General features: G+C 66.8%; 14 protein-coding genes and 1 pseudogene. 6 read left to right on the top strand and 9 right to left on the bottom strand.

The genetic code is table 11. The annotated features are described in order from the left end of the window. Nucleotides 1-5: 5 nt before the first annotated feature. From ACFWRV_RS11285 to ACFWRV_RS11265, 5 genes are all read right to left on the bottom strand, one after another. The gene (locus ACFWRV_RS11285) at nucleotides 6-875 is read right to left on the bottom strand and encodes a phytanoyl-CoA dioxygenase family protein (protein ID WP_384331715.1); all 870 of its coding nucleotides are present in this window, start codon (nucleotides 873-875) and stop codon (nucleotides 6-8) included. Nucleotides 876-919: 44 nt separating this feature from the next. Continuing rightward, entirely contained in the window at nucleotides 920-2,056 is a 1,137-nt protein-coding gene (locus ACFWRV_RS11280; RefSeq protein WP_384331712.1) for a hypothetical protein, read from the bottom strand. Further along, nucleotides 2,053-3,252 carry a hypothetical protein gene (locus ACFWRV_RS11275; RefSeq protein ID WP_384331709.1) on the bottom strand — a complete coding sequence of 400 codons (1,200 nt, stop codon included), beginning with the start codon at nucleotides 3,250-3,252 and terminating at the stop codon, nucleotides 2,053-2,055. The genes ACFWRV_RS11280 and ACFWRV_RS11275 overlap by 4 nt, the downstream gene beginning before the upstream one ends. Continuing rightward, nucleotides 3,249-5,360 (bottom strand): DegT/DnrJ/EryC1/StrS family aminotransferase, encoded by a 2,112-nt coding sequence (locus ACFWRV_RS11270; RefSeq protein ID WP_384331706.1) that lies wholly within the window; start codon nucleotides 5,358-5,360, stop codon nucleotides 3,249-3,251. The genes ACFWRV_RS11275 and ACFWRV_RS11270 overlap by 4 nt, the downstream gene beginning before the upstream one ends. 69 nt (nucleotides 5,361-5,429) lie before the next feature. Beyond that, the gene (locus ACFWRV_RS11265) at nucleotides 5,430-6,530 is read right to left on the bottom strand and encodes a radical SAM protein (RefSeq protein WP_384331703.1); all 1,101 of its coding nucleotides are present in this window, start codon (nucleotides 6,528-6,530) and stop codon (nucleotides 5,430-5,432) included. Nucleotides 6,531-7,191: 661 nt separating this feature from the next. Here ACFWRV_RS11265 and ACFWRV_RS11260 point away from each other — a divergent pair. Further along, nucleotides 7,192-7,956, top strand: a pseudogene (locus ACFWRV_RS11260) (IS5 family transposase). Between the two features lie 32 nt (nucleotides 7,957-7,988). Here ACFWRV_RS11260 and ACFWRV_RS11255 read toward each other — a convergent pair. The 4 genes from ACFWRV_RS11255 to ACFWRV_RS11240 all read right to left on the bottom strand — a co-directional run bounded on the left by ACFWRV_RS11255 (nucleotide 7,989) and on the right by ACFWRV_RS11240 (nucleotide 12,049). Beyond that, the gene (locus ACFWRV_RS11255; protein ID WP_384331700.1) at nucleotides 7,989-9,665 is read right to left on the bottom strand and encodes an ISAzo13 family transposase; all 1,677 of its coding nucleotides are present in this window, start codon (nucleotides 9,663-9,665) and stop codon (nucleotides 7,989-7,991) included. Nucleotides 9,666-9,719: 54 nt separating this feature from the next. After that, a complete protein-coding gene (locus tag ACFWRV_RS11250; protein ID WP_384331698.1) occupies nucleotides 9,720-10,046 on the bottom strand; it encodes a hypothetical protein in 327 nt (108 codons plus the stop codon). Between the two features lie 142 nt (nucleotides 10,047-10,188). After that, nucleotides 10,189-10,590: a hypothetical protein gene (locus ACFWRV_RS11245; RefSeq protein WP_384331695.1), complete on the bottom strand. Its 402-nt coding sequence runs from the start codon at nucleotides 10,588-10,590 to the stop codon at nucleotides 10,189-10,191. A gap of 436 nt (nucleotides 10,591-11,026) precedes the next feature. After that, a complete protein-coding gene (locus tag ACFWRV_RS11240; protein WP_384331691.1) occupies nucleotides 11,027-12,049 on the bottom strand; it encodes a LuxR C-terminal-related transcriptional regulator in 1,023 nt (340 codons plus the stop codon). A 312-nt stretch (nucleotides 12,050-12,361) separates the two neighbouring features. Here ACFWRV_RS11240 and ribA point away from each other — a divergent pair, with 312 nt between their 5' ends. From ribA to ACFWRV_RS11215, 5 genes are read left to right on the top strand one after another with little or no spacing between them, the layout of a single operon-like run. Further along, nucleotides 12,362-13,006, top strand: a complete 645-nt coding sequence (gene ribA / locus ACFWRV_RS11235; RefSeq protein WP_384331688.1) for a GTP cyclohydrolase II — start codon at nucleotides 12,362-12,364, stop codon at nucleotides 13,004-13,006. A gap of 49 nt (nucleotides 13,007-13,055) precedes the next feature. Further along, a complete protein-coding gene (ribD, locus tag ACFWRV_RS11230; RefSeq protein WP_384331761.1) occupies nucleotides 13,056-14,129 on the top strand; it encodes a bifunctional diaminohydroxyphosphoribosylaminopyrimidine deaminase/5-amino-6-(5-phosphoribosylamino)uracil reductase RibD in 1,074 nt (357 codons plus the stop codon). After that, complete coding sequence (locus ACFWRV_RS11225; RefSeq protein ID WP_384331685.1) at nucleotides 14,108-15,253, top strand: glycosyltransferase; 1,146 nt, start codon at nucleotides 14,108-14,110, stop codon at nucleotides 15,251-15,253. Before ribD ends, ACFWRV_RS11225 begins: the two co-directional genes overlap by 22 nt. Then, nucleotides 15,250-16,572 (top strand): MFS transporter, encoded by a 1,323-nt coding sequence (locus ACFWRV_RS11220; protein ID WP_384331682.1) that lies wholly within the window; start codon nucleotides 15,250-15,252, stop codon nucleotides 16,570-16,572. The genes ACFWRV_RS11225 and ACFWRV_RS11220 overlap by 4 nt, the downstream gene beginning before the upstream one ends. Next, nucleotides 16,569-17,732, top strand: coding sequence for a hypothetical protein (locus ACFWRV_RS11215; RefSeq protein WP_384331679.1), 1,164 nt, complete (start codon nucleotides 16,569-16,571; stop codon nucleotides 17,730-17,732). Before ACFWRV_RS11220 ends, ACFWRV_RS11215 begins: the two co-directional genes overlap by 4 nt. Nucleotides 17,733-17,795: the final 63 nt, after the last annotated feature.

The raw sequence follows: 17,795 nt of genomic DNA, 5'->3' as shown, positions 1-17,795 counted from the left end.
CGGGTTCATGCTCCATCGTCCGCAGACCAAGGTGCGAGCCAGCGCGGGTCGGGCACGTCGTCGAAGCGGACGAATCTGATATCAGCGGACAGACGCATGGCGTCGGTGGTGGTGTCAAGCGAGGCGTGGACGATCTGCGGGACGTGCACCATGAGATCCCCGGCGGCGAAGTCGGCCCACAGCCAGCGCCGGCCCAAGTGGCGGGCGGTCAGCTCCAGGTCGTGGGAGATCGGCCGCCGGTCGCCGGGGCGGTCCACAGTGTCGCGCAGTGGTGCGTACTCCTCGGGCTCGAGCGTGTGGGAGCCCTCTAGGTAGACCAGTGAGCCGGTGCGCGGCGGGCAGTCGCCCACCGGAATCCACATGGTGACCACCCGGGGCGACCGGGAAGTGGCGTTCATGTAGTCGAGGTCCACATGGGCCCGGGAGGCGCGGCCGGAGCCGCGGTGGAAGTGGCGCAAGATCCGGCGGGGCAGCATCCAGGCGCTTCCGCCGAGCAGCGTCTCGGCGAGGCCGGCGAGCAGCGGGTCGTCCACGAACCGCTGGAAGGCGGCCGACCGAACGAAGGTGTGCGCCGGGTGTCCCGCGATGCCGTACTCCGGGAGCCCCGCAGGGACACAGCCAGAGAAGACACCGGCCTCGGGACGGGCGCCGTCAGCCAGGTAGCCGTCAGGGAAGAGCGAGAAGTATGCGCCGCGCAGGCGCAGCACCTCGGCCCGGTCCAGCACACCCGGCAGGTACAGATACCCGTCAGTGCGCAGACGTTCGCACAATGCCTGCGGGTCGTCGAGAAGACCCTCACTGGCCCGCAGCGGACCGAACAGGTCCGGCGAGAAGACTATGGGTACACCGTTGGAGTGCAGCGTTGATTCCGGCATGAGGGTGTCCTTCGGCGCGGGTGGGCGGGCACGTGGGAGGTCGGTCAGTACACGCCCTCGACGGCTTCCTCCTCATGGCTTCCGGCCTCTTCGAACGGCCGCACCCCCGCCACGCCGTCCCAGGGGAACCAGGGGTGCGGCCCTGTCCTGACGGCGCTGTCCCGCTCCAGCAGGTTGGGAATGAACAGGTCTTCCAGGAGCGTGGTGACCCGAACCCGACCGCGCTCCCCCACGGGTAGCTCTCGCCACGGGTCGTGCGGGTCGACGACGGTCATCACCGCGAAGGGCGGAGGCAGGTGGTAGGAGTGCGTACTGCCGTGCGGCAGAGGGGGGCCACCCGGCACCGCGTCGGCCTGCAGTGCGTGGCCGACGAGCGTGTTGCCGTAGGTGTCGATCCACTGCACTCCCACGAGGTGTTCCTCACGCAGGAACTGTGCCTCGGCCGGGGTGCAGGAGGTGCCACCGGTACAGACGGCGCGGACACCGTACGTGTGCAGGGGTTCGGGCAGCCGCATGGCGAGCTCGACAAGCAAACGGGGCGTGGTGAAGAGGAGTTCGGGTCGTTCGCTGGCCAGTAGTGGCATCGTCTGGGCGAGCAGATGGTCTGTGTACTTGTCCGCCTCGCCACCCGACCGCAGCACCGCCTTGACCCAGCGCGGGTCGAAGTCGATTGCGTGCACCGCGCCGTTCCAGGAGTCCGCGAGGGCTTCCACGAAGTGTCCGTAGGCGTGCGGGCCCATCGGGGTCATCGCCAGGACATCGCCGCCCGCCAGGCCGCGTGCCTCAAGCATGAGGCGGTAGACTTTCACGTCGTACGCGAGTCGGGTGACGTTGACGATCCGGCAGGGGGCACCGGTCGTCCCGCCGGTCTCGAAGATCCGGAAGGGGCGGTCGCGGTAGCCGCGCGGACGCAAGTCCCGGGCGTGCGCGGCGCGGAGTTCGGTCTTGTCAAAGAGGCCGAAGAGCTCCAGAGCCGCGAAGCCGTCGACGTCCTTCTCTGGGTCGAAACCGAGAGAGCCACCGCGAGAGACCCAGAACGGGGATCCCGTCTGCGGCGAGAAGTGCCACCGCATCATGCGTCGCGTCCAGGTATCGAGATCGACGGCGAGTTCTGGGACGTGTTCGCGCATGGCCGGGTAGGCCGAGGCGGGGTCCGGCAGGGTGCTCGGCAAGGACGTCATGGGGTTCCCTTCTGTGCTGCCGCTTCGGGCAGCGGGCGGTACACGAAGAGGGACCGGTCGGCGATCGCCGTGGCGGCCGGTCCGGTGGCACGTACCATGGCGGCGAACGGGAACGGGACCTCGTGGCCGAGCAGCGGATGCTCCTGCGGCTCGTGCAGTCCATCGCCGATCAGCACTAGGTGCGGACTGACGTAGGTGTCGCCTCCCACTGTCTCCACGACCGGGGGCCTCCGAGTGAGCAGCCGGTCGCCCGGGCGCATCAGGTCCGCCACGGAGCGGGCCGCCCGTGCGGCCGCTCCCGGCTCACGGAAGGCAGTCAACGGCCACCCAGAAAGCGAGGGATGAGGACTGATCGCATCGAGCTCCGCTGCCAGGGCGGTGGCCAACGGCTCGGCCGGACCTGCGTGGACGACAGTGCGGACGTTGCTGCAGAACCGCCCGGAGTCTGCTGCGATCAGCGGCAGGAGCCAGTCGACCGCCTCCGAGGTCCCTATCCTGTCGGGCAGCAGTGCGCAGCCCCGGCCCGGGCCGTGCAGGGTGAGGTCGGCGGACACGCGGACCGATGCAGCGAGTGAGGAGCCGCCGAAAACCACGTGCCGATCGGTGAGTCTGATCAGGCCGGTGAGCACCTGCTGCCCAGTGGGGTAGAGGGAGATCCGCTCCGGCGGCCATCCCGCTGTCAGCAGGGCCGTGACAAACCGCGCTGCGGAGAGCGGTTCCCGTCGGCTGGGACGAACCCACACAGCTGCCGAGCGCTCGATCTGATCCAGCACCGTCTCCAGGCAGGTGAAGGTGTTACCCGGCAGCGAAACGAGTGCCAAGGCCGTGTCCGGCAGCGGTTCGGGGCGTGCTCTAAGGGACGACCGGAGCATCCCACACCAGCGGTCGACCAGTGGCCCGGGGATCCCGGCCGTTTCCCACAGGGCGTTGCGGAAGTCGTCGCCACTCTGCGGGCCGAGCCCCCCGATATCGAGGGCACCATGCTCGAACAGGTCCAGCGCATCCAGGAGCAGCCGGCGCCGTTCGGCCGGTGCGGGCGGCAGGCCGGGGGCCGTGCGGTCCCACCAGCGGCGGTCGGACGCGACCACGATCTCTGGAACGAGTGCGAGGTGCGTCCCCGTCAGACCGGGGAGGGCCGCTGTGTCGAGCGAGGGATGCCAGCAGCCTCGGCGGAAAGCGTGGAGGAGGCGCGTCACGACAGCTCGCTACGGAGTGCCGAGACCACCCGTATCTGCTCGCTATGGGTGAGGGACGGGTACAGGGGCAGAGCGATGTGGTGGCGGGCGAACCACCTGCCCCGGGGATGGGTCTGCGCTCCCTTCTGGCCAGTGTCATTAAGGAAGTACGGGTGGTCGCAGAGGAGTCGATCGTAGACTTCCCCCGCGAGCTGGACGCCGTGTCGCTCCCGCAGCCGCTTCTTCAGTCGGTCACGGTCAACGGAGCCATCCAGGTACGCAATGTACTTGTAGTAGTTGGTCTGTGTGCCTGCCGGCACCGCGTGCGCCCGCAGGAAGGTGACTCCGTCGAGCAGGGTGTTGTAATGCGCGGCGAGTGAGTGCCGGAGGGCCAGAGTGCCGGCGAAGCGTTCAAGGTCCACGGTGCCGACGGCGGCGTGCAGCTCGCTCAGCCGCCAGTTGCTGCCCGGCCGGTCGTGCAGGGTGGATCCTGCGGCGCTCTTGCCGTGGTCCCGCCAGCGTCGTACGTGTTCCAGATCCTCGGGAGCCGAGGAGGTGAGCAGCCCGCCCTCGCCGCTGACCGCAACTTTCGTCGGAAAGAACGAGAATGCACCGAACCGCCCTAGGCTGCCCGCCGGGCGGTCACCCAGGGTGCTGCCGAAGGCGTGTGCGGCGTCTTCGAGGACGGGTATGCCGCGCTCGGCGCACTCGGCCAGTACTCCGCTGAGCGCCGGGGAGACGATCCCACCGATGTGCACATGGACCACGGCAGCCGTGTCCCGGTACTCGCCGAGAGCGGTCCGCAGGGCTTCCGGGTCCATGCCGAGTCCGTCAAGCTCCACGTCGACAAAACGGGCCCGCCCCCCGGCACGCACGGCCGCGGCCGCGGTCGCGAAAAACGTGTTGACGGGGACGAGGACGGTGCGTCCCGCTACGCCAATGGTCCGCAGGGCGATCTCCAGAGCGGCGGAACCGGACGCGACGGCGACGCCCGGAGTGCCGGTCCAGGTACGGCACAGCTCTTCGAAGCGGGCGGCCAACGGGCCCTGAGTGAGGACACCGGAGGCGAGTGCACTGTCGACGTGCTCCAGCACGGTGCGCCGGTCGGCGACATCGAAGCGGATTCGCTGGGCAGGCACGACGGCGGGTTGCGCCTGGGCCTCGGCCAGCTCCCGTTCGAAGAACTTCACCACGTGGCCCACATGAGTGCCGTGCCCCATGGGGAGTTCGAGGATGTCGGGCTTCGAGCCGCCTACTCTGTCATATCCCTGACGGATCGATTCTGCTGCGGCGCGGGCATCGGCCGTTTCCAAGTAGGGGTCGGACGTTCCGTACTGGAGCTGGAGGGGAGCTGGGGCCAGGGCTGTGTATAGGTCGGGGAGGTCGGCGTGTTCGAGAATACCGGGCAGCACTGCGCCCTCGAAGCCGGTGAATAGCCGTGCGTAAAGGGCTGAATAGGTGCCGAGGTGGCTGGCGGCGCAGACAGGGAGGGACTGCTGGCTCAGCAGCGCGGTGTGCAGAGCGACAGCCGCGCCCAGGCTATGGCCGAACAGCCCGATGCGGTTCGCGTCGACCAGCGGATGGTTGCGAAGCACGGCCAGGGCTCCGAGTGCGTCGCCCACCAGGGCGCCCAGCAGGGAGCGGCCGGTGAGTGCGAAGGCATGGGCGAGCAAGACGCCTTCGTCGCGACCCGCGAGCCGTTGAGGGTCGAGCCCGCCGATGCCGTACTCGAAGGCCAGGGTGGTGAAGCCGGCTCGCGCTAGGTGCTCGGCGGCATTGCGGTCCGGGTGGTCGGGAGCCACCTCGCCGGTGAGCTGTCCCAGCTCGGCGTTCCTCCCTCCGAGTACCAGGATCCCAGGGCCTCGGGCGGCACCCTCGGGCGAGAGCAGAACAGCCCGGAACTCAGCGCGTGCCGGGGAGGTAAGGATCATCTGCTCACGCCGCAATCCGTCGCGCACTATGACGGTGGAGGTGGTCCTGCTGACGTCGGAGTGCGCACGCTCGACCCGTGCCAGGCGCTCCACCTTGGAACGGAGCAGGCCGGGCCGCGCGGTGCGCACGGCCGAGTCGGATGTTTCGCGCAGCATTGGCACGGGGTTGAGGAGCCGGCGCAAGGAGCTGATCTGCATGGTGATGGTCGGACCGGTTTCGTGAGAGTGAGTGGAGAAGGTCCTGGACTACAGGCTTGTGACGTCAGGTCATACAAAGTCTGCGTGCAGGGTGCTGGGAACCTCCACGGCGTAGGAGTCCAACGCCTGGTCCAGCTGAATCTGGCCGCGCTGGAGGTGCTCCAGCAGCTCGTTCTGCGGCCGGTAGAAGCACGACTTGCAGAGGTCAGTACGGCGAGGATTGGCGACCTCCCACTCGGCGCGCGGACCGCCCTCCAGTACCTCCGCGTAGCCTTGGTCGAGCACATTGCCAATCAGGTAGCGGCTGTTGAGGTGGACCTGCGGGCACGGGTATAGATTGCCGTCGGCGCCGACCGCTGTGACGAATCGGCTGTAGTGGCACCGCTCGAAGTCCCCTTCGATGTTATCGACTTGGTCCATCGGCCCCCTGTCGAGTTTGGGAACCGAGACCTCGTATGCGTCGGTGGACAGCGCTGCCGCTTCCCGCAGGGACTCGGCGATCTCCGGCATCACCGCCTCGATGGTCTCGTGGCCGAGGGCGCTGTAGAACTCTGGCTCGAAGCGTACGTAGTGCGCTCCGGACTCCAAACCTATGTGGGCCGCGGCGAGTATCTCCCGGTAGTTTTGCTGAGTGATCACGAAGTTGAAACCGATGCGGAAGTCTGGTGCCACTGCGGTCTCGCGCAGCCGTCCCACGGCCCCTATGAAGGACGCGAAGGTCTGTTCCCGGTCCCGGGTGATCGCGTTGAACGTGGCTTCGGTACCTGCGTTCAGGCCGATGCGCACCCAGGTGTGGGTGGCCGCGACGGTCTCGGCAATGACCGGGCGACCGAGCCTGGACCCGTTGGTGATCAGTCCGATACGTAGCCCAGCCTCGTGGCCGGCATGGCTGATCTGCGCGTACCCGGGATGGATGGTGCACTCGCCACTGCCACAGAAGGTCACGGCGCGTCCGTCGTTTGCCGCGAACTCCCGCATCAGCGTGACGGCCTTGTCGGTCGCGATAGAGTCCTTGAACGAAAACAGATCGTAGAACTGCTCCTCGTTGGGGGAGTGGAAGTTGCAGAAGTTGCATCGCATGTTGCAGGCGCCCATGATGCCGATGCGCATGTGGATCGGTTTGAACTCTTCTCCCGCCACGAACCGCCGCAGCAGGTCTCCGTGTGCCATAACCTTTTGTGGCGAATGCGCCTGATCGAGGCTTATGGGTAGAAGCGGGACCGAATCTTCAGCAACTGTGGCCGCACTGTCCTGAGACCCACCGCAGCTATTCACAAAACCCCCAAGTGCGACTACTCGGCCGCGTATTCGATGATCTTGAGTCGACCCTAGAAGGAGCGTCTCGGGGTGTCAATATCGATCAGAAACGAACAAGTGTGGCTGGCGCTGTGTCCGGTGAAGAAACGGCGAGTTCGGAGCGGCTGCTGGCCTAGTGCTGCCTGAGAGGGATGTGCAGCGGTCTTGTGGCCTTGCGTGCGTTTCTCCTATGGGCGACGGCGCTGCCGTAGAGGCTGGCAAGGCGGGTGGGCTATCGATGGTGATGTTGCGGCAGGTGGCCGTGGCGCGGAACGCGTTGCCTGTCCGGAGCTATGAGCGTCCTCGGCGAAAGTGAAACCCCCGACGTGGTTCAGTGCTTCGATCGACCAGCGGCCGCGGATCAAGAAAGCGAGATGGGCGGGGTGCCTGCTCGGCGTTCGGGCTGGTGACGGCGTATACGCCTCAAGAGCTCGTAATTCGATCTTGCTGAAACGTCCTGGTTGGCCGTGACTGGTGTGATGATTGGGCCGTTCGTGATGGCGTGTTCTCGACCGTGGACGATGAGTTGTGAGCGTTGATCAAGCCGTTGCTGCCGCCGTGGCCGGAGCGGTCGCCAGGGCCGCAGCCCGTGCCGGACCGGCTGCTTCTGCAGGGCATCCAGTTTGATCTCTTCAACGACATGGCATGGCAGCTCCTGCTGCTGGAGCTGGGCTTCGGCTCGAGGCAGACGTGCTGGCGCCGTGGGGACCGGTGGCAGAAGGCCGGGTCTTTCGACCGGTTGCACCGGGGACTGCTCGCGGAGTGGAACGCGGCGGGTGAACTCGACTGGTCACGGGAGTGCGTGGACGGTTCGCACGTCCGCGCGAAATAAGGCGACCCGACACCGATCCGTCGCCGGTCGACCGGCGGAAGACGGGCAGCAAGCACCATCTGATCTGCGACGGACGCGGCACCCCGGTAAAGGTCATCACGACCGTGGCCAACGTCAACGACCCGACCCAGAGCCGCGCCTGGTCGACGGCATCCCGCCCTCGCTGGACGTCCCGGCCGGCCTCGTCGTCGGCCCGACGCCCTGCTCGGCGACAAGGGCTACGACTCCAACGCCCACCGTGACGAGCTGCGGAACCGGCGAATCCTGTCCGTCATCACCCGCAAGGGGTCGCCGAACATCAAGGGCATCGGCAAGCTCCGCTACGTCGTCGAGCAGACCCTCGCCCTGCTTCACCACTTCAAGAGCCTCGCCGTGCGCCGGGAGCGCCGCACCGAACTCCACGACGCCTTCGCCTCCCTCGCCTGCAGCCTGATCTGCTGGAGACGCCTCAAGAAGGTCCGATCATGATCGTGTTACGAGCTCTTAGGGCTTGCCGGGAATCAACACGTCGGTTTGATCTTGTTTTTGTCGAGGTGGAGGAATTTCGCGATGTCAGTCGGTGTGTGGAAGCGGGCGGTCGAGGCAGGGATGTGAACTCCGTGGGCTTCCAGGAGCGGGCGGACGTCTTTCGCTGCGCGGCTGATGGTCATGGCGGTGGTGTTGAAGAGCTGGCCCAGGAGGTCCATGGTCGCGAGTTTTCGCAGGTGGAGCACGGTGGCCAGGACCCGGTCGGCTGAGGTGAGTTGGGGTTTGGCTCCTGTGCCAGGGGCCACCAGGCGTTCGTGGCCTCTGCGGGTGCGGAGCACTTGCTCGCGTTGAATCTTGATCGCTGGAGTCAGCACGTCGATGAGTTCGTTGAGCTGCCGGCGGGTCATCCCGGTCTGTTCCGGGTCCTGTAGCGAACGCCGCGTGGGGCGGGCCGGTCTGTCCGCCAGGGCCTCGTCCCGTGTGCTGGTGGTGGTCGCCGTGTCCCTCGGGCGCTGGGGGTGGAGGGTGTAGTTCCAGTCGCGGTGGAAGCGGTGGCGGGTGATGGGCAGGGCGGCTATCTCGTCGTCGTTGACGCGGATGCCGGTGGGGTACTCACCGCTGTCGAGTTCGGCCTGGACGGTGAGGCCGGTGCGGCTGGTGGTCGCGGCGATGGTCTGGAGCATGACTTCGTGGCTGGTCAGGGGCCTGCCTCGCCAGTTCATGGTGATGTGGGAGAACAGCCGGTGCTCGATCTTGTTCCACTTCGAGGTGCCGGGCGGCAGGTGACACACCGTGATTTCAAGGCCGGTCTCGGCGGCGAGGTCGGCGAGCTGGGTCTTCCAGCCCCGGGTGCGGTAGCCGTTGGAGCCGCCACCGTAAGCGGTGATCAGCAGCCGGCGGGCGCCGGGGTAGTCGTGCCGGCCGACCGCCTGCCACCAGCGTCGGATCGAGGCGACGGCGAACGCCGCCGTGTCGTGATCGGTGCCGATGCTGACCCAGCCGGTGTTCGCCGTCATGTCGTAGATTCCGTAGGGAATTGCCTTCTCGGCCTGGCCGGGGAAGTCGTGCGTCTTGACCCTCAGGGGCTGTCCTGCGGGCTGCCATTCGTGCCCGGCGTTCCTGTAGTCGCCGATCAGCTCCTTCTGGCTGTCCACGCTGATCACCGGGTCACCGGCGTCCCTGTGATCTCGTGCCTGCTCTTTGAGGTAGCGGAACTGGGCATCCCTGTCGGGGTGCTGGGCACCTTCGATGGTCTTGGCTTTGGCCTGCAGGCTGAAGCCTTCCTCCCGCAGCAGGCCGGCGACGGTGTCGGCGGAGACTCGGTGCCCCTGGCGGGTGAGCTCCGCCGCCAGCTTCCGGGTCGACTTCGTCGTCCAGCGCAGCGGCGACATCGGGTCGCCCCGCTCGTCGGGCTCGACCAGCCCAGCAGTGCCGGCCGCAGCCCAGAGTCCATCTCGGCCGCCTTCTTCCGCCCTCCGCCGGGATGGCGCACCCGCCCCAACGGGGCCTGACCGGAGTCCAGTCAGCCGCCCCACGCGAGACCGTGGCCTCCCGGACCCCGGCTGCAGCGGCGACGATCCTGATGCCGCCATGCCCCAGCGACAATGCTTCCGCCCTATGGCCAGCCGACGCTGACGCTCGTCCAGATGCGGCAACAACACCTGGAACTTCGCCGCCAGAACGGCCTCGATCCCCTCCGGTCTCCCCATACCAGACCAACGAGCCCCACAGCTGGAAGCCACGACTTGTTTCCCGGCAAGCCCTTAGTGCTGCCGGTGGTCCGCAGGGCGCGATGGTGAAGTTGCGCAGGGTGCCATGCCGGCGGGTCCGTGGCTGGTGCGGATCTTCGAGGCGTCCTCGGCGAAGACGGTGTCGCTCACGCGATGCACGGCCTCGATCTCCCACTGGGAGCGGGCGATCCGTGCAATGAGCTGCCGGGACGCGGTCGGGGAGGGCCGGTCGGTGCGGGTGTAGATCGTCTCGCGGGTGAGCTTGCCAGTCTTCATGCAGGTCCAGCGGCGCACGATCTTCGCGGCCTGCACGACGTGGGGGAAGTCGAGGCCGAGGCCGGTGACGGTTAGCGCTCGCACCGAGCGGGTCTCCCGGCGTCTGTGACCGTGTCTGCGATCCAAGCGGCGGGCGGTGACCTGTTTCCACTGCAGCGAAATGCAGGGCGGCTTGGAGGGCGGGCTGGATGCGTTCGACGACCAGCAGGTAGCGCGCTCTTGGTCTCTACCAGCCACTTCGGGCGGTGTCGGCAGGGGCGCAGGGCGCCGCGGTCACGGCGACTCCGGTCAAGTTGAACGGGGCCAGGAACGCGGTGGTCTCACCGGGCACGCGAAGCTGGGCGACGGCGTGTCCGCCGGGCCGGACCGTGGACAGGAGGTGGGCCGCCGCAGCGGTACGGGTGCGCGAACCCCAGGCGATCTTTCCGTCTACCGGCAGACTTTTCGCGCCAGCCGGATCACGTCCCAGCAGGTCGGCCAAGGCTCCCGGGCAGACCAGCATCAGCGCCCGCCGGATGGTGGAGGCGGACGGAGCCCGGCGCACACCCAGCGGTCCGACCGGCGTGACCCCGAGCCGGGCTAGAGCCTCCTGCGGTGCACTCACCGACAGCCGCACAGGAGCGGGCACCGGACAGCACCGCGCAGCAGGTCGCCAGAAGCACCGATACCAGCGAGTGCCGATGCCCGCGCCGACCCGGGGATCAGCCAGAACACTCAGCCGGCTCACCGTCGAGGGCAGGACGCGCTGCACTGCGGTAGGCGACTTGGTCAGACAAGGCATGGCAAACTGACGGCACATCGAAGCTCCGGAGGCTCAGGGCGACTTGGCAAGGTCACCCCGAACAACCGGAGCTTCGTTGCGTACGACACGGCCTGCCCGCCCTCACAGCCGCCCTACCTGCGTCCCCACATGATCAGCGCGACTTTGAATCAGCTCTGTCTCGGCAGTGCGGTCCTGCAGTGGAATCCGCTTCCGACGGCCGCACGTGCGGCGTGACGGACCCAGATCGGCGGGTAAATCTGTTGATCGGAAAGTAGCCGCATCCTAAATCCTTGAGGTCGCGTCAAGCATCGATCCCATCGTCAAGAAAGCCGGCTTTGGCGATGAGATAGGCGAGCTGTGCGCGACTGCGACTGTTGAAGATCTCCGTTGCTTTACGCACGTGGGTGGCCACGGTTCTAACGCTCATGCCGAGCCTCCCGGCGATGGCCTCGTCGGTATAGCCGTTCACCATGAGCTGCAGAACCGACCGACGCTTTTCGTCGGCGAGCAGCGGCGGGCGGTGCGCGCCGGGCGAGTATTGGAGCGGAGTGGCACGTTCCCAGGCGTGCTCAAACATCTTGACGAGGTATCGGATCAGCCCCGGGTGCTCTATCGCCAAGGCGGTCTGACTCCGCTGCTCACCGGGGTCCGGCACGAAGGCGATTCGCCGATCGCACACGATGATCCGATCGAATACCTCGTCCAGCGTCCGCACTTCTGCCCCTGCGGCGGAGATTTGCTCAACGTAGAAGAGGGTGGAGCCGTGGGTGCGAACGGCGTGTTGATAGATCGTGCGCTGCCGCACCCCGCGCCTGAGTGCTGGCAGGTCACTGTCGAGGGCCTTCGCTAGGAGTTCCTGCGGCCGGCCGCCACCGGGTTGGGCGGTGAGGAGTTCCTCCTGGCAGGACTCCACGGCAGAGGCGAGGGTGGTGCTGATGATCTCCGCGCCGCTGATGACACGGGCCGCCTGTATATCCCCCTCGCGGTAGCTGGCGTCTCGGTAGACCTGCTCGGCACGCTGGATCGATACGCGGACCGAGTCTAGGGCGTGCTGTTGGCGGCCGATGGCCGCCTCCATGGGGCGCACCAAACGGCTGGCGGCCAGCCCGGGCTCAATGGCGACCAGTCGGTTGTCGGTTGTTCGTCGGAGAAGCCCTAGGCGGGTCAGGCACTCAGGGCTGTCGTGACTTATTGAAGGTTCTTTCAAAATTCGCGCATAGAAGTTCAGCCCCCTCTCGCAGATCTCAGATGCCTGATTTTCATTCAACATGTCCGCTTTGATACACATTCGCACATCCTTCTGGTTCTTGCAATGCATGATCATGTCACAAGTTCCCTCTATCGCCAGATTGGAGGAGGCGGCAAGACTCTCGTAAAGCAAGCACGACAACTCGCCCTGGTCCTGATGGCGGAAACAAAAGAGGCAGCTAGATGTTTAAGGCCAATATTCTTCGCGGGGTAGTCGGGGCTTTTATCCTTGCGGCATTCGTTTCGCTCGGATCGATCGTGTCCATTTCCCACGATCCGCAGTTCGAGATATCCGCCTCTGTCGATCAGACGGATGACTCGCAATGGGGATGAACCCCTCTCCGCTCAGCATTTCTTTCTCGTAACTCCAGCTGCAGGGTGGTCAGGTATGCGCACAGAAGGAAAAGAAGAAGTGATCGTTGCGCCCACGGAGTCCGTTAGGGTGAGGGCGAGGGTCGAGGTCCCTATCGATGTTCCCGGTCTGGGGCGTCGGGCGATTACCATGGTCAGTTTTCATGGGCTGCATGACGGCCGCGAGCACATCGCCCTTCTTATGCCGGGATGGCAAAAGAGGAGCGATCCGCTGGTGAGACTGCATTCCGAATGTCTCACAGGCGATGTTTTCGGTTCGCTGCGATGTGACTGCGGTCCACAACTCCACGAGGCCCTCGCCATCTGCTCCCACGAAGGCGGCATCATCCTGTATCTGCGGCAGGAGGGCCGTGGTATCGGGCTGTACAACAAGTTCGACGCCTACCTGCTGCAGGACAGGGGTCTGGACACCTTCGAAGCGAACGTTGTGCTCAACTTCGGTCACGACATGCGGGACTACCGGGTGGCGGCCGAGATGCTGGGGGCCTTGGGTGTGCCCCAGATTCGACTCCTCTCCAACAACCCGGAGAAGGGCGCTCAGTTGCGCTCGAACGGCGTTGCCGTATCCGACGTCGTCACCACGGGAACCTTTGCCAACGAGAGCAACCACGCCTACCTGACGGCCAAGCGCGAACGGGCCGGTCATGCGCTCGAAGTCTGAGGCGTCGGCGGCCCCCTCGGGCGTTGCCGCTCCATGGGAGCTGGACGCCATGCGCCGAGCTCTGGAACTCGCTGCGGCGGAGGTTGGGTCGACCGGTGAGAACCCGGCGGTCGGTTGTGTACTCCTCGACGGGGACGGCACCATCGTCGCAACCGGCGTACACCGAGGTCCAGGCACCCCGCACGCGGAGGTCGACGCGCTGCAGCAGGCGGACGGGCGGCAGCGCGGCGGCACCGCCGTGGTAACCCTGGAGCCCTGCAACCATCAGGGGCGTACGGGCCCATGCTCCAGGGCTTTGCTCGAAGCCGGGGTCCGGCGGGTGCTTTATGCGGTGGCGGACCCGAACCGGGTCGCGGCTGGCGGAGCGCGACGATTGCGGGACGCGGGAGTCGAGGTCGTCGGCGGTGTACTCCAGGCGGAGGCCGAGACGGTCCTGGAGATGTGGCTCACTGCTGTGCGCACCGGACGACCCTTCGTCACCTGGAAGTTCGCCACTACCCTGGACGGCCGAAGTGCCGCCCCCGACGGCTCGTCCCGCTGGATCAGCTCCGCCGAGTCCCGGACGGACGCTCATGAACTGCGCGCCCGGCACGACGCCGTCCTCGTCGGGTCGGGTACCTGGCGAGCCGACAACCCCCGATTGGACCTGCGCCACGGCGTCGTGGGGCATCCTCCCCTGAGGGTGGCACTGGACGCCCGCGGCGAGATGCCGCCGGACTCCCGGCTGCTGGACGGCGTCATCCCGACGCTCATGGTGACCGATCCCGGTACCGCGGTTGCGGGTATAGACGAGGACAACGTACTACGTCTGAAGACGGACGAAAACGGGCGCTTTCCACCCCTCGCCCTACTCGAGGCGCTGCACGAACGGGGAATGCGGTCTGTGCTGGTCGAGGGAGGCCCGGCACTCGCCTCCACTTTCGTACGCGCAGGGCTCACCGACCGTGTCGTCGCCTACGTCGCACCGCTACTGCTTGGCTCCGAGGGCGTAAGTGCCGTCGGAGAACTGGGAGTCGGGTCGATCGATGAGGCGCAACGGCTCCGCATCACTGCGGTGGACCGGATCGGAAGCGATCTGCGGGTCGAACTCCGGCCCGCCGCATGGACCAGAGGGACACAGTGACTGGATTTCTCCTCCCCAACGCCCGTCTCACACCTCAGGAACAGTCCGGGATCGATGGGCCTGAACTACCCCCAGTCACGATCCTAATCCCGTTCTACCGGGAGACAACCGAGATCCTGCGGCGTTCCGCCGGCATGCTCCAGTTCCTGGACTATCCGCACGACAGACTGTCCGTGTGCTGGCTCGTCGACGCCCGGGAACCCGAGGACGTGGCGGCTGCCGAGACCGTCGCCGCGTCGGCGCGGGCGGGCTTCAGCGGCCATCTTCGGGTCGTGGCAGTCCCCTCGATGACACCGAAGGCGAAGGCCCTCAACCATGTGCTGCGCGAGGTCGACGACCCGTTCGTCGCGGTCTACGACGCGGACACGGTCCCTGACCCGGGTCAGCTCCGCCAGGCCTTGGCCGCGCTAGACGCCCGCCAACTCGATGTCGTCGATGCCATCGAACTACCCGAGGCGGGCGGTGACCTGGTCAACCGTGTCACGCTCGCACAGTCGGCTGCGTTCTTCGGCGCTATGGAGTACGTCAACCGCCGCACGGGCATGCACATGCTGCTCGGCAGCTCCATCTACTTTCGCCGCAAGGCTTTGAGCGAAGTGGGACCGCTCTGCGAGGACGGCGTCGAGGAGCTGTACGAGTGGGCGGTGCGGGCTGCCGCCGCCGGTGTGCGCATGGGGCGCATCGTCTCCTTCTCGTATGGGACACGCACATCGGTGGTCGGGCCCGCGCTGCGCCAGCGCACTCGATGGATCCGAGGCCAACTGGACATCGGATTCCGCTTCCTGCGCGGGTCGCCGCTGCCGGCTCGACCGCGCACCGCCGTAGCGCTGATGACCCTGAGCCTGCTCGGCCAGCTCAGCGTGCTGCCGGTGGTGGCCGGAGCCGTGCGCTACCGCTCGCTGCGCGTTCCCGCCGCCGCGCTGCTCGCCAGTGAGGCGCTGCGCATACGTAGCGTCTCCCGCGATCCGGTGTGGGAGGTACTGCGGGTGGGCTCGGGGTGGGTCTTCCTGCTGCCGTTCGAGCTCCTTGAGTCGACCTCTGCCTGGCGCGCGGTCTGGGAGCTGGCGACCGGCCGTGACACATGGCACACGGTTCGACCGGAGTCCGGGAAGGACACAGCATGATCAATCTGGGTTTGCCCCGCATTCCGCAGCGCGGCCGCATCTTCTCCTCTGTCTTCATCGACACCTTCGGCTGGGGCCTATTCGCCCCGCTGGCGTTCCTCTATTTCTCCTTCGGCACCGGACTGTCTTTCTCGGCCATCGGCTCGGCGGTCAGCGCCGGTACGCTCGCGGCCCTTCCGATGGCTCTGCTAGCCGGCTGGCTGGTCGACCGGTTCTCCCCGAAGGCCGTGCTGGTGACCAGCAATCTGGTCACGGCCGTGGGCTACGGCGTCTACCCGTTCGCCTCCGAATGGACGCTGATCGCGGTGGCGACCTTCCTGGTGATGGCCGGGGACCGGCTGTACTGGGCGAGCTGGCCGGTGATCGTGGTGGACCTGGCATCGGGGCGCAAGCTCGACGCCACCTACGCGGCGGTCGGGACCATCAAGAACTTCACCGTGGCAACCGGAGCCTTGGCGAGCTCGGGACTGACCATCGCCTTCGGCCGCGGGGCCGCGGACCTGGTGCTGGCCCTGAACGTAGTCACGTCGCTCGTCGCCGCGGTACTCCTGGCCGGGGTACGGGTCTCGACGGACCGACCGGCCCCGAAAATGGGCAAGGCGGAGGAAAAGCTCGGCTGGCGGGCCGCGTTCAGGGACCACGCGTTCACCGGGTTCTGCTTCTCCTTCATGCTCCTCACCTTCGCCTGGGCGCTGCCAGCGACGATTCTGCCCGCCTACGCCGTGGAGATCATGGACCTTCCCGGCTGGGCACCGGCCTTCTTCCTCGGCATCAACAGCGTCGCCATCATGCTGGCGCAGATGCCAGTGACGGCGAAGGTCTCCCATGTCCCGCGACCGCGGCTGATCGTGAGGGCCGGACTGATCTTCGTCGTGGTCTTCACCGGGCTATACCTGGTGACCAAGTTGCCTGCCACCACCGCGATCATACTGCTCGTCCCCGTGATGCTGATCTTCACGCTGGGCGAAATGATCAGCTTGCCCGCGGCCAACGCCCTGGTGGCGAGCAGCGCGCCCGTGGCGATCCGCGGCCGGTACATGTCGCTCTTCCAGCTCTCCTGGGCCGTTTCCGGCCTCTTCATCCCCCTGCTAGCCGGTTTCGTGCTGGATCGCGGCGCCCTGTGGGTGTGCGCCGCGTTCGGCGGTATCGCGCTACTCGCGGCGATCGGAATCCAGGTCACGGCGTACCGGGTCGCTCCCGGCGAGGCGCAAGACCAATCAGACGCTGCTCCGGCAGCCCACCGGAGCGACGAGCCGACTGACCCCGGGAGCGGCCAAGACGAAAGCCGCGCCCCTGTATCCACCAAGGATGTGACATGACGGAGACTTCGGCTGGTGCCCACGGCCACGAGACGGCCCGATTTCCCAGCATCAGGGTTATGGCTCACCCCCGGCGTCGGAACCAGGCAGAGGTCCTGCTAGCCCAACTGCACACCGACGACCAACTGCTCGTCCTCGATCCGGATCCGGACGGGCCACCGAGCTCCCTGCGCACCGCAGCGTCTGCCTGGGCCGGCCCGTACGGCAAAGCGAGCCACCGGCTCGTACTTCAGGACGACGTGTTCCCTGCGAACGGCTTCCTGGGTCTGGTAGCGGAGGCCATCGAGAGTCGCCCCGACGATCCCATCGCCTTCTACAGCAACTGGAATCACTGGAACGGGTCGGCTGTGCGGCTCGCCGCGCTTTACGGTGCCGGCTGGGCCAGGGCTATCCCGGACGAGTACGCACCCTCACTGGCCGTGGCACTGCCCTGTTCCCTGGCTGCCGAGTTCGCTGACTATTCACAGCGGCTGCTCTCCCAGAACACGCCCCCGGACGACGAGGCGCTGGCCGCGTTCCTGCGGGAGCGGGACACGCCCCTGTTCATCGCTGTGCCGAACCTGGTCGAGCACAAGGGCGGCGACAGCCTGGTGGGCAACGACGTGCAAGGGCCCCGGCTCTCGCCCTGCTTCGCCGATGACGCGGCGGGCGGTCGAGGGAGCCAGGTCACGCTCGGAGCGCTGGACTTTTACCCCCACTTCTTCAAGGGGCACGTCTACGGGATCACCCCCACGGGTCCGGATGGCAGTTATGTGAAGACCTACTGGGACGAGAGCGCCCAGGCGCTGGGAATCGATCCGAGCCAGGTCAAGGAGCTGGCAAGGCGCGAGCCGACACCCGCCGTGCTGTTGCGGGACCTCGCCAACGCTGGACTGCAGATCCACCACGCGATGGCGGCCTGGACAGCCGCCGTGCTGTACGGGGTTGCCCTGGAGCGCCTTTCCGCCGCCTCGGGTTCCGCGCCGGCTGACTCTCAAGGACCGAACCCTGCCGTCCGTGCGCGTGCTGTTGAGACCATCCCGCTGGGAGGCCTGGCCCAGGTGGTCGGGCTCCCGCTGCTGCAGCGGGTCATGGAACCGCTGCGCAGGCTGACCGAGGAAGGCCTGAACGCCGGAGCGGACCTGGCAGCCGCCGCGGCACTTCTCGGTACCCCCCATTAGCTCCAGGCCCAGCTTTCTCTTTTCCCATCCCACTCCATTCCTTCCATCTATTTTGTCAGGAGT

The organism is Streptomyces sp. NPDC058576, assembly GCF_042718715.1.
Classification (GTDB): Bacteria; Actinomycetota; Actinomycetes; order Streptomycetales; family Streptomycetaceae; genus Streptomyces.
This window is presented reverse-complemented; position numbering and strand designations above follow the sequence as displayed.

Excerpts from the sequence above, each read along its gene's own strand:
- ACFWRV_RS11285 (WP_384331715.1), bottom strand. The coding sequence starts at position 875 with ATGCCGGAATCAACGCTGCACTCCAACGGTGTACCCATAGTCTTCTCG.
- ACFWRV_RS11280 (WP_384331712.1), bottom strand. The coding sequence starts at position 2,056 with ATGACGTCCTTGCCGAGCACCCTGCCGGACCCCGCCTCGGCCTACCCG.
- ACFWRV_RS11270 (WP_384331706.1), bottom strand. The coding sequence starts at position 5,360 with ATGCAGATCAGCTCCTTGCGCCGGCTCCTCAACCCCGTGCCAATGCTG.
- ACFWRV_RS11265 (WP_384331703.1), bottom strand. The coding sequence starts at position 6,530 with ATGGCACACGGAGACCTGCTGCGGCGGTTCGTGGCGGGAGAAGAGTTC.
- ACFWRV_RS11255 (WP_384331700.1), bottom strand. The coding sequence starts at position 9,665 with ATGGGGAGACCGGAGGGGATCGAGGCCGTTCTGGCGGCGAAGTTCCAG.
- ACFWRV_RS11240 (WP_384331691.1), bottom strand. The coding sequence starts at position 12,049 with ATGATCATGCATTGCAAGAACCAGAAGGATGTGCGAATGTGTATCAAA.
- ribA (WP_384331688.1), top strand. The coding sequence starts at position 12,362 with ATGCGCACAGAAGGAAAAGAAGAAGTGATCGTTGCGCCCACGGAGTCC.
- ribD (WP_384331761.1), top strand. The coding sequence starts at position 13,056 with ATGCGCCGAGCTCTGGAACTCGCTGCGGCGGAGGTTGGGTCGACCGGT.
- ACFWRV_RS11225 (WP_384331685.1), top strand. The coding sequence starts at position 14,108 with ATGGACCAGAGGGACACAGTGACTGGATTTCTCCTCCCCAACGCCCGT.
- ACFWRV_RS11220 (WP_384331682.1), top strand. The coding sequence starts at position 15,250 with ATGATCAATCTGGGTTTGCCCCGCATTCCGCAGCGCGGCCGCATCTTC.
- ACFWRV_RS11215 (WP_384331679.1), top strand. The coding sequence starts at position 16,569 with ATGACGGAGACTTCGGCTGGTGCCCACGGCCACGAGACGGCCCGATTT.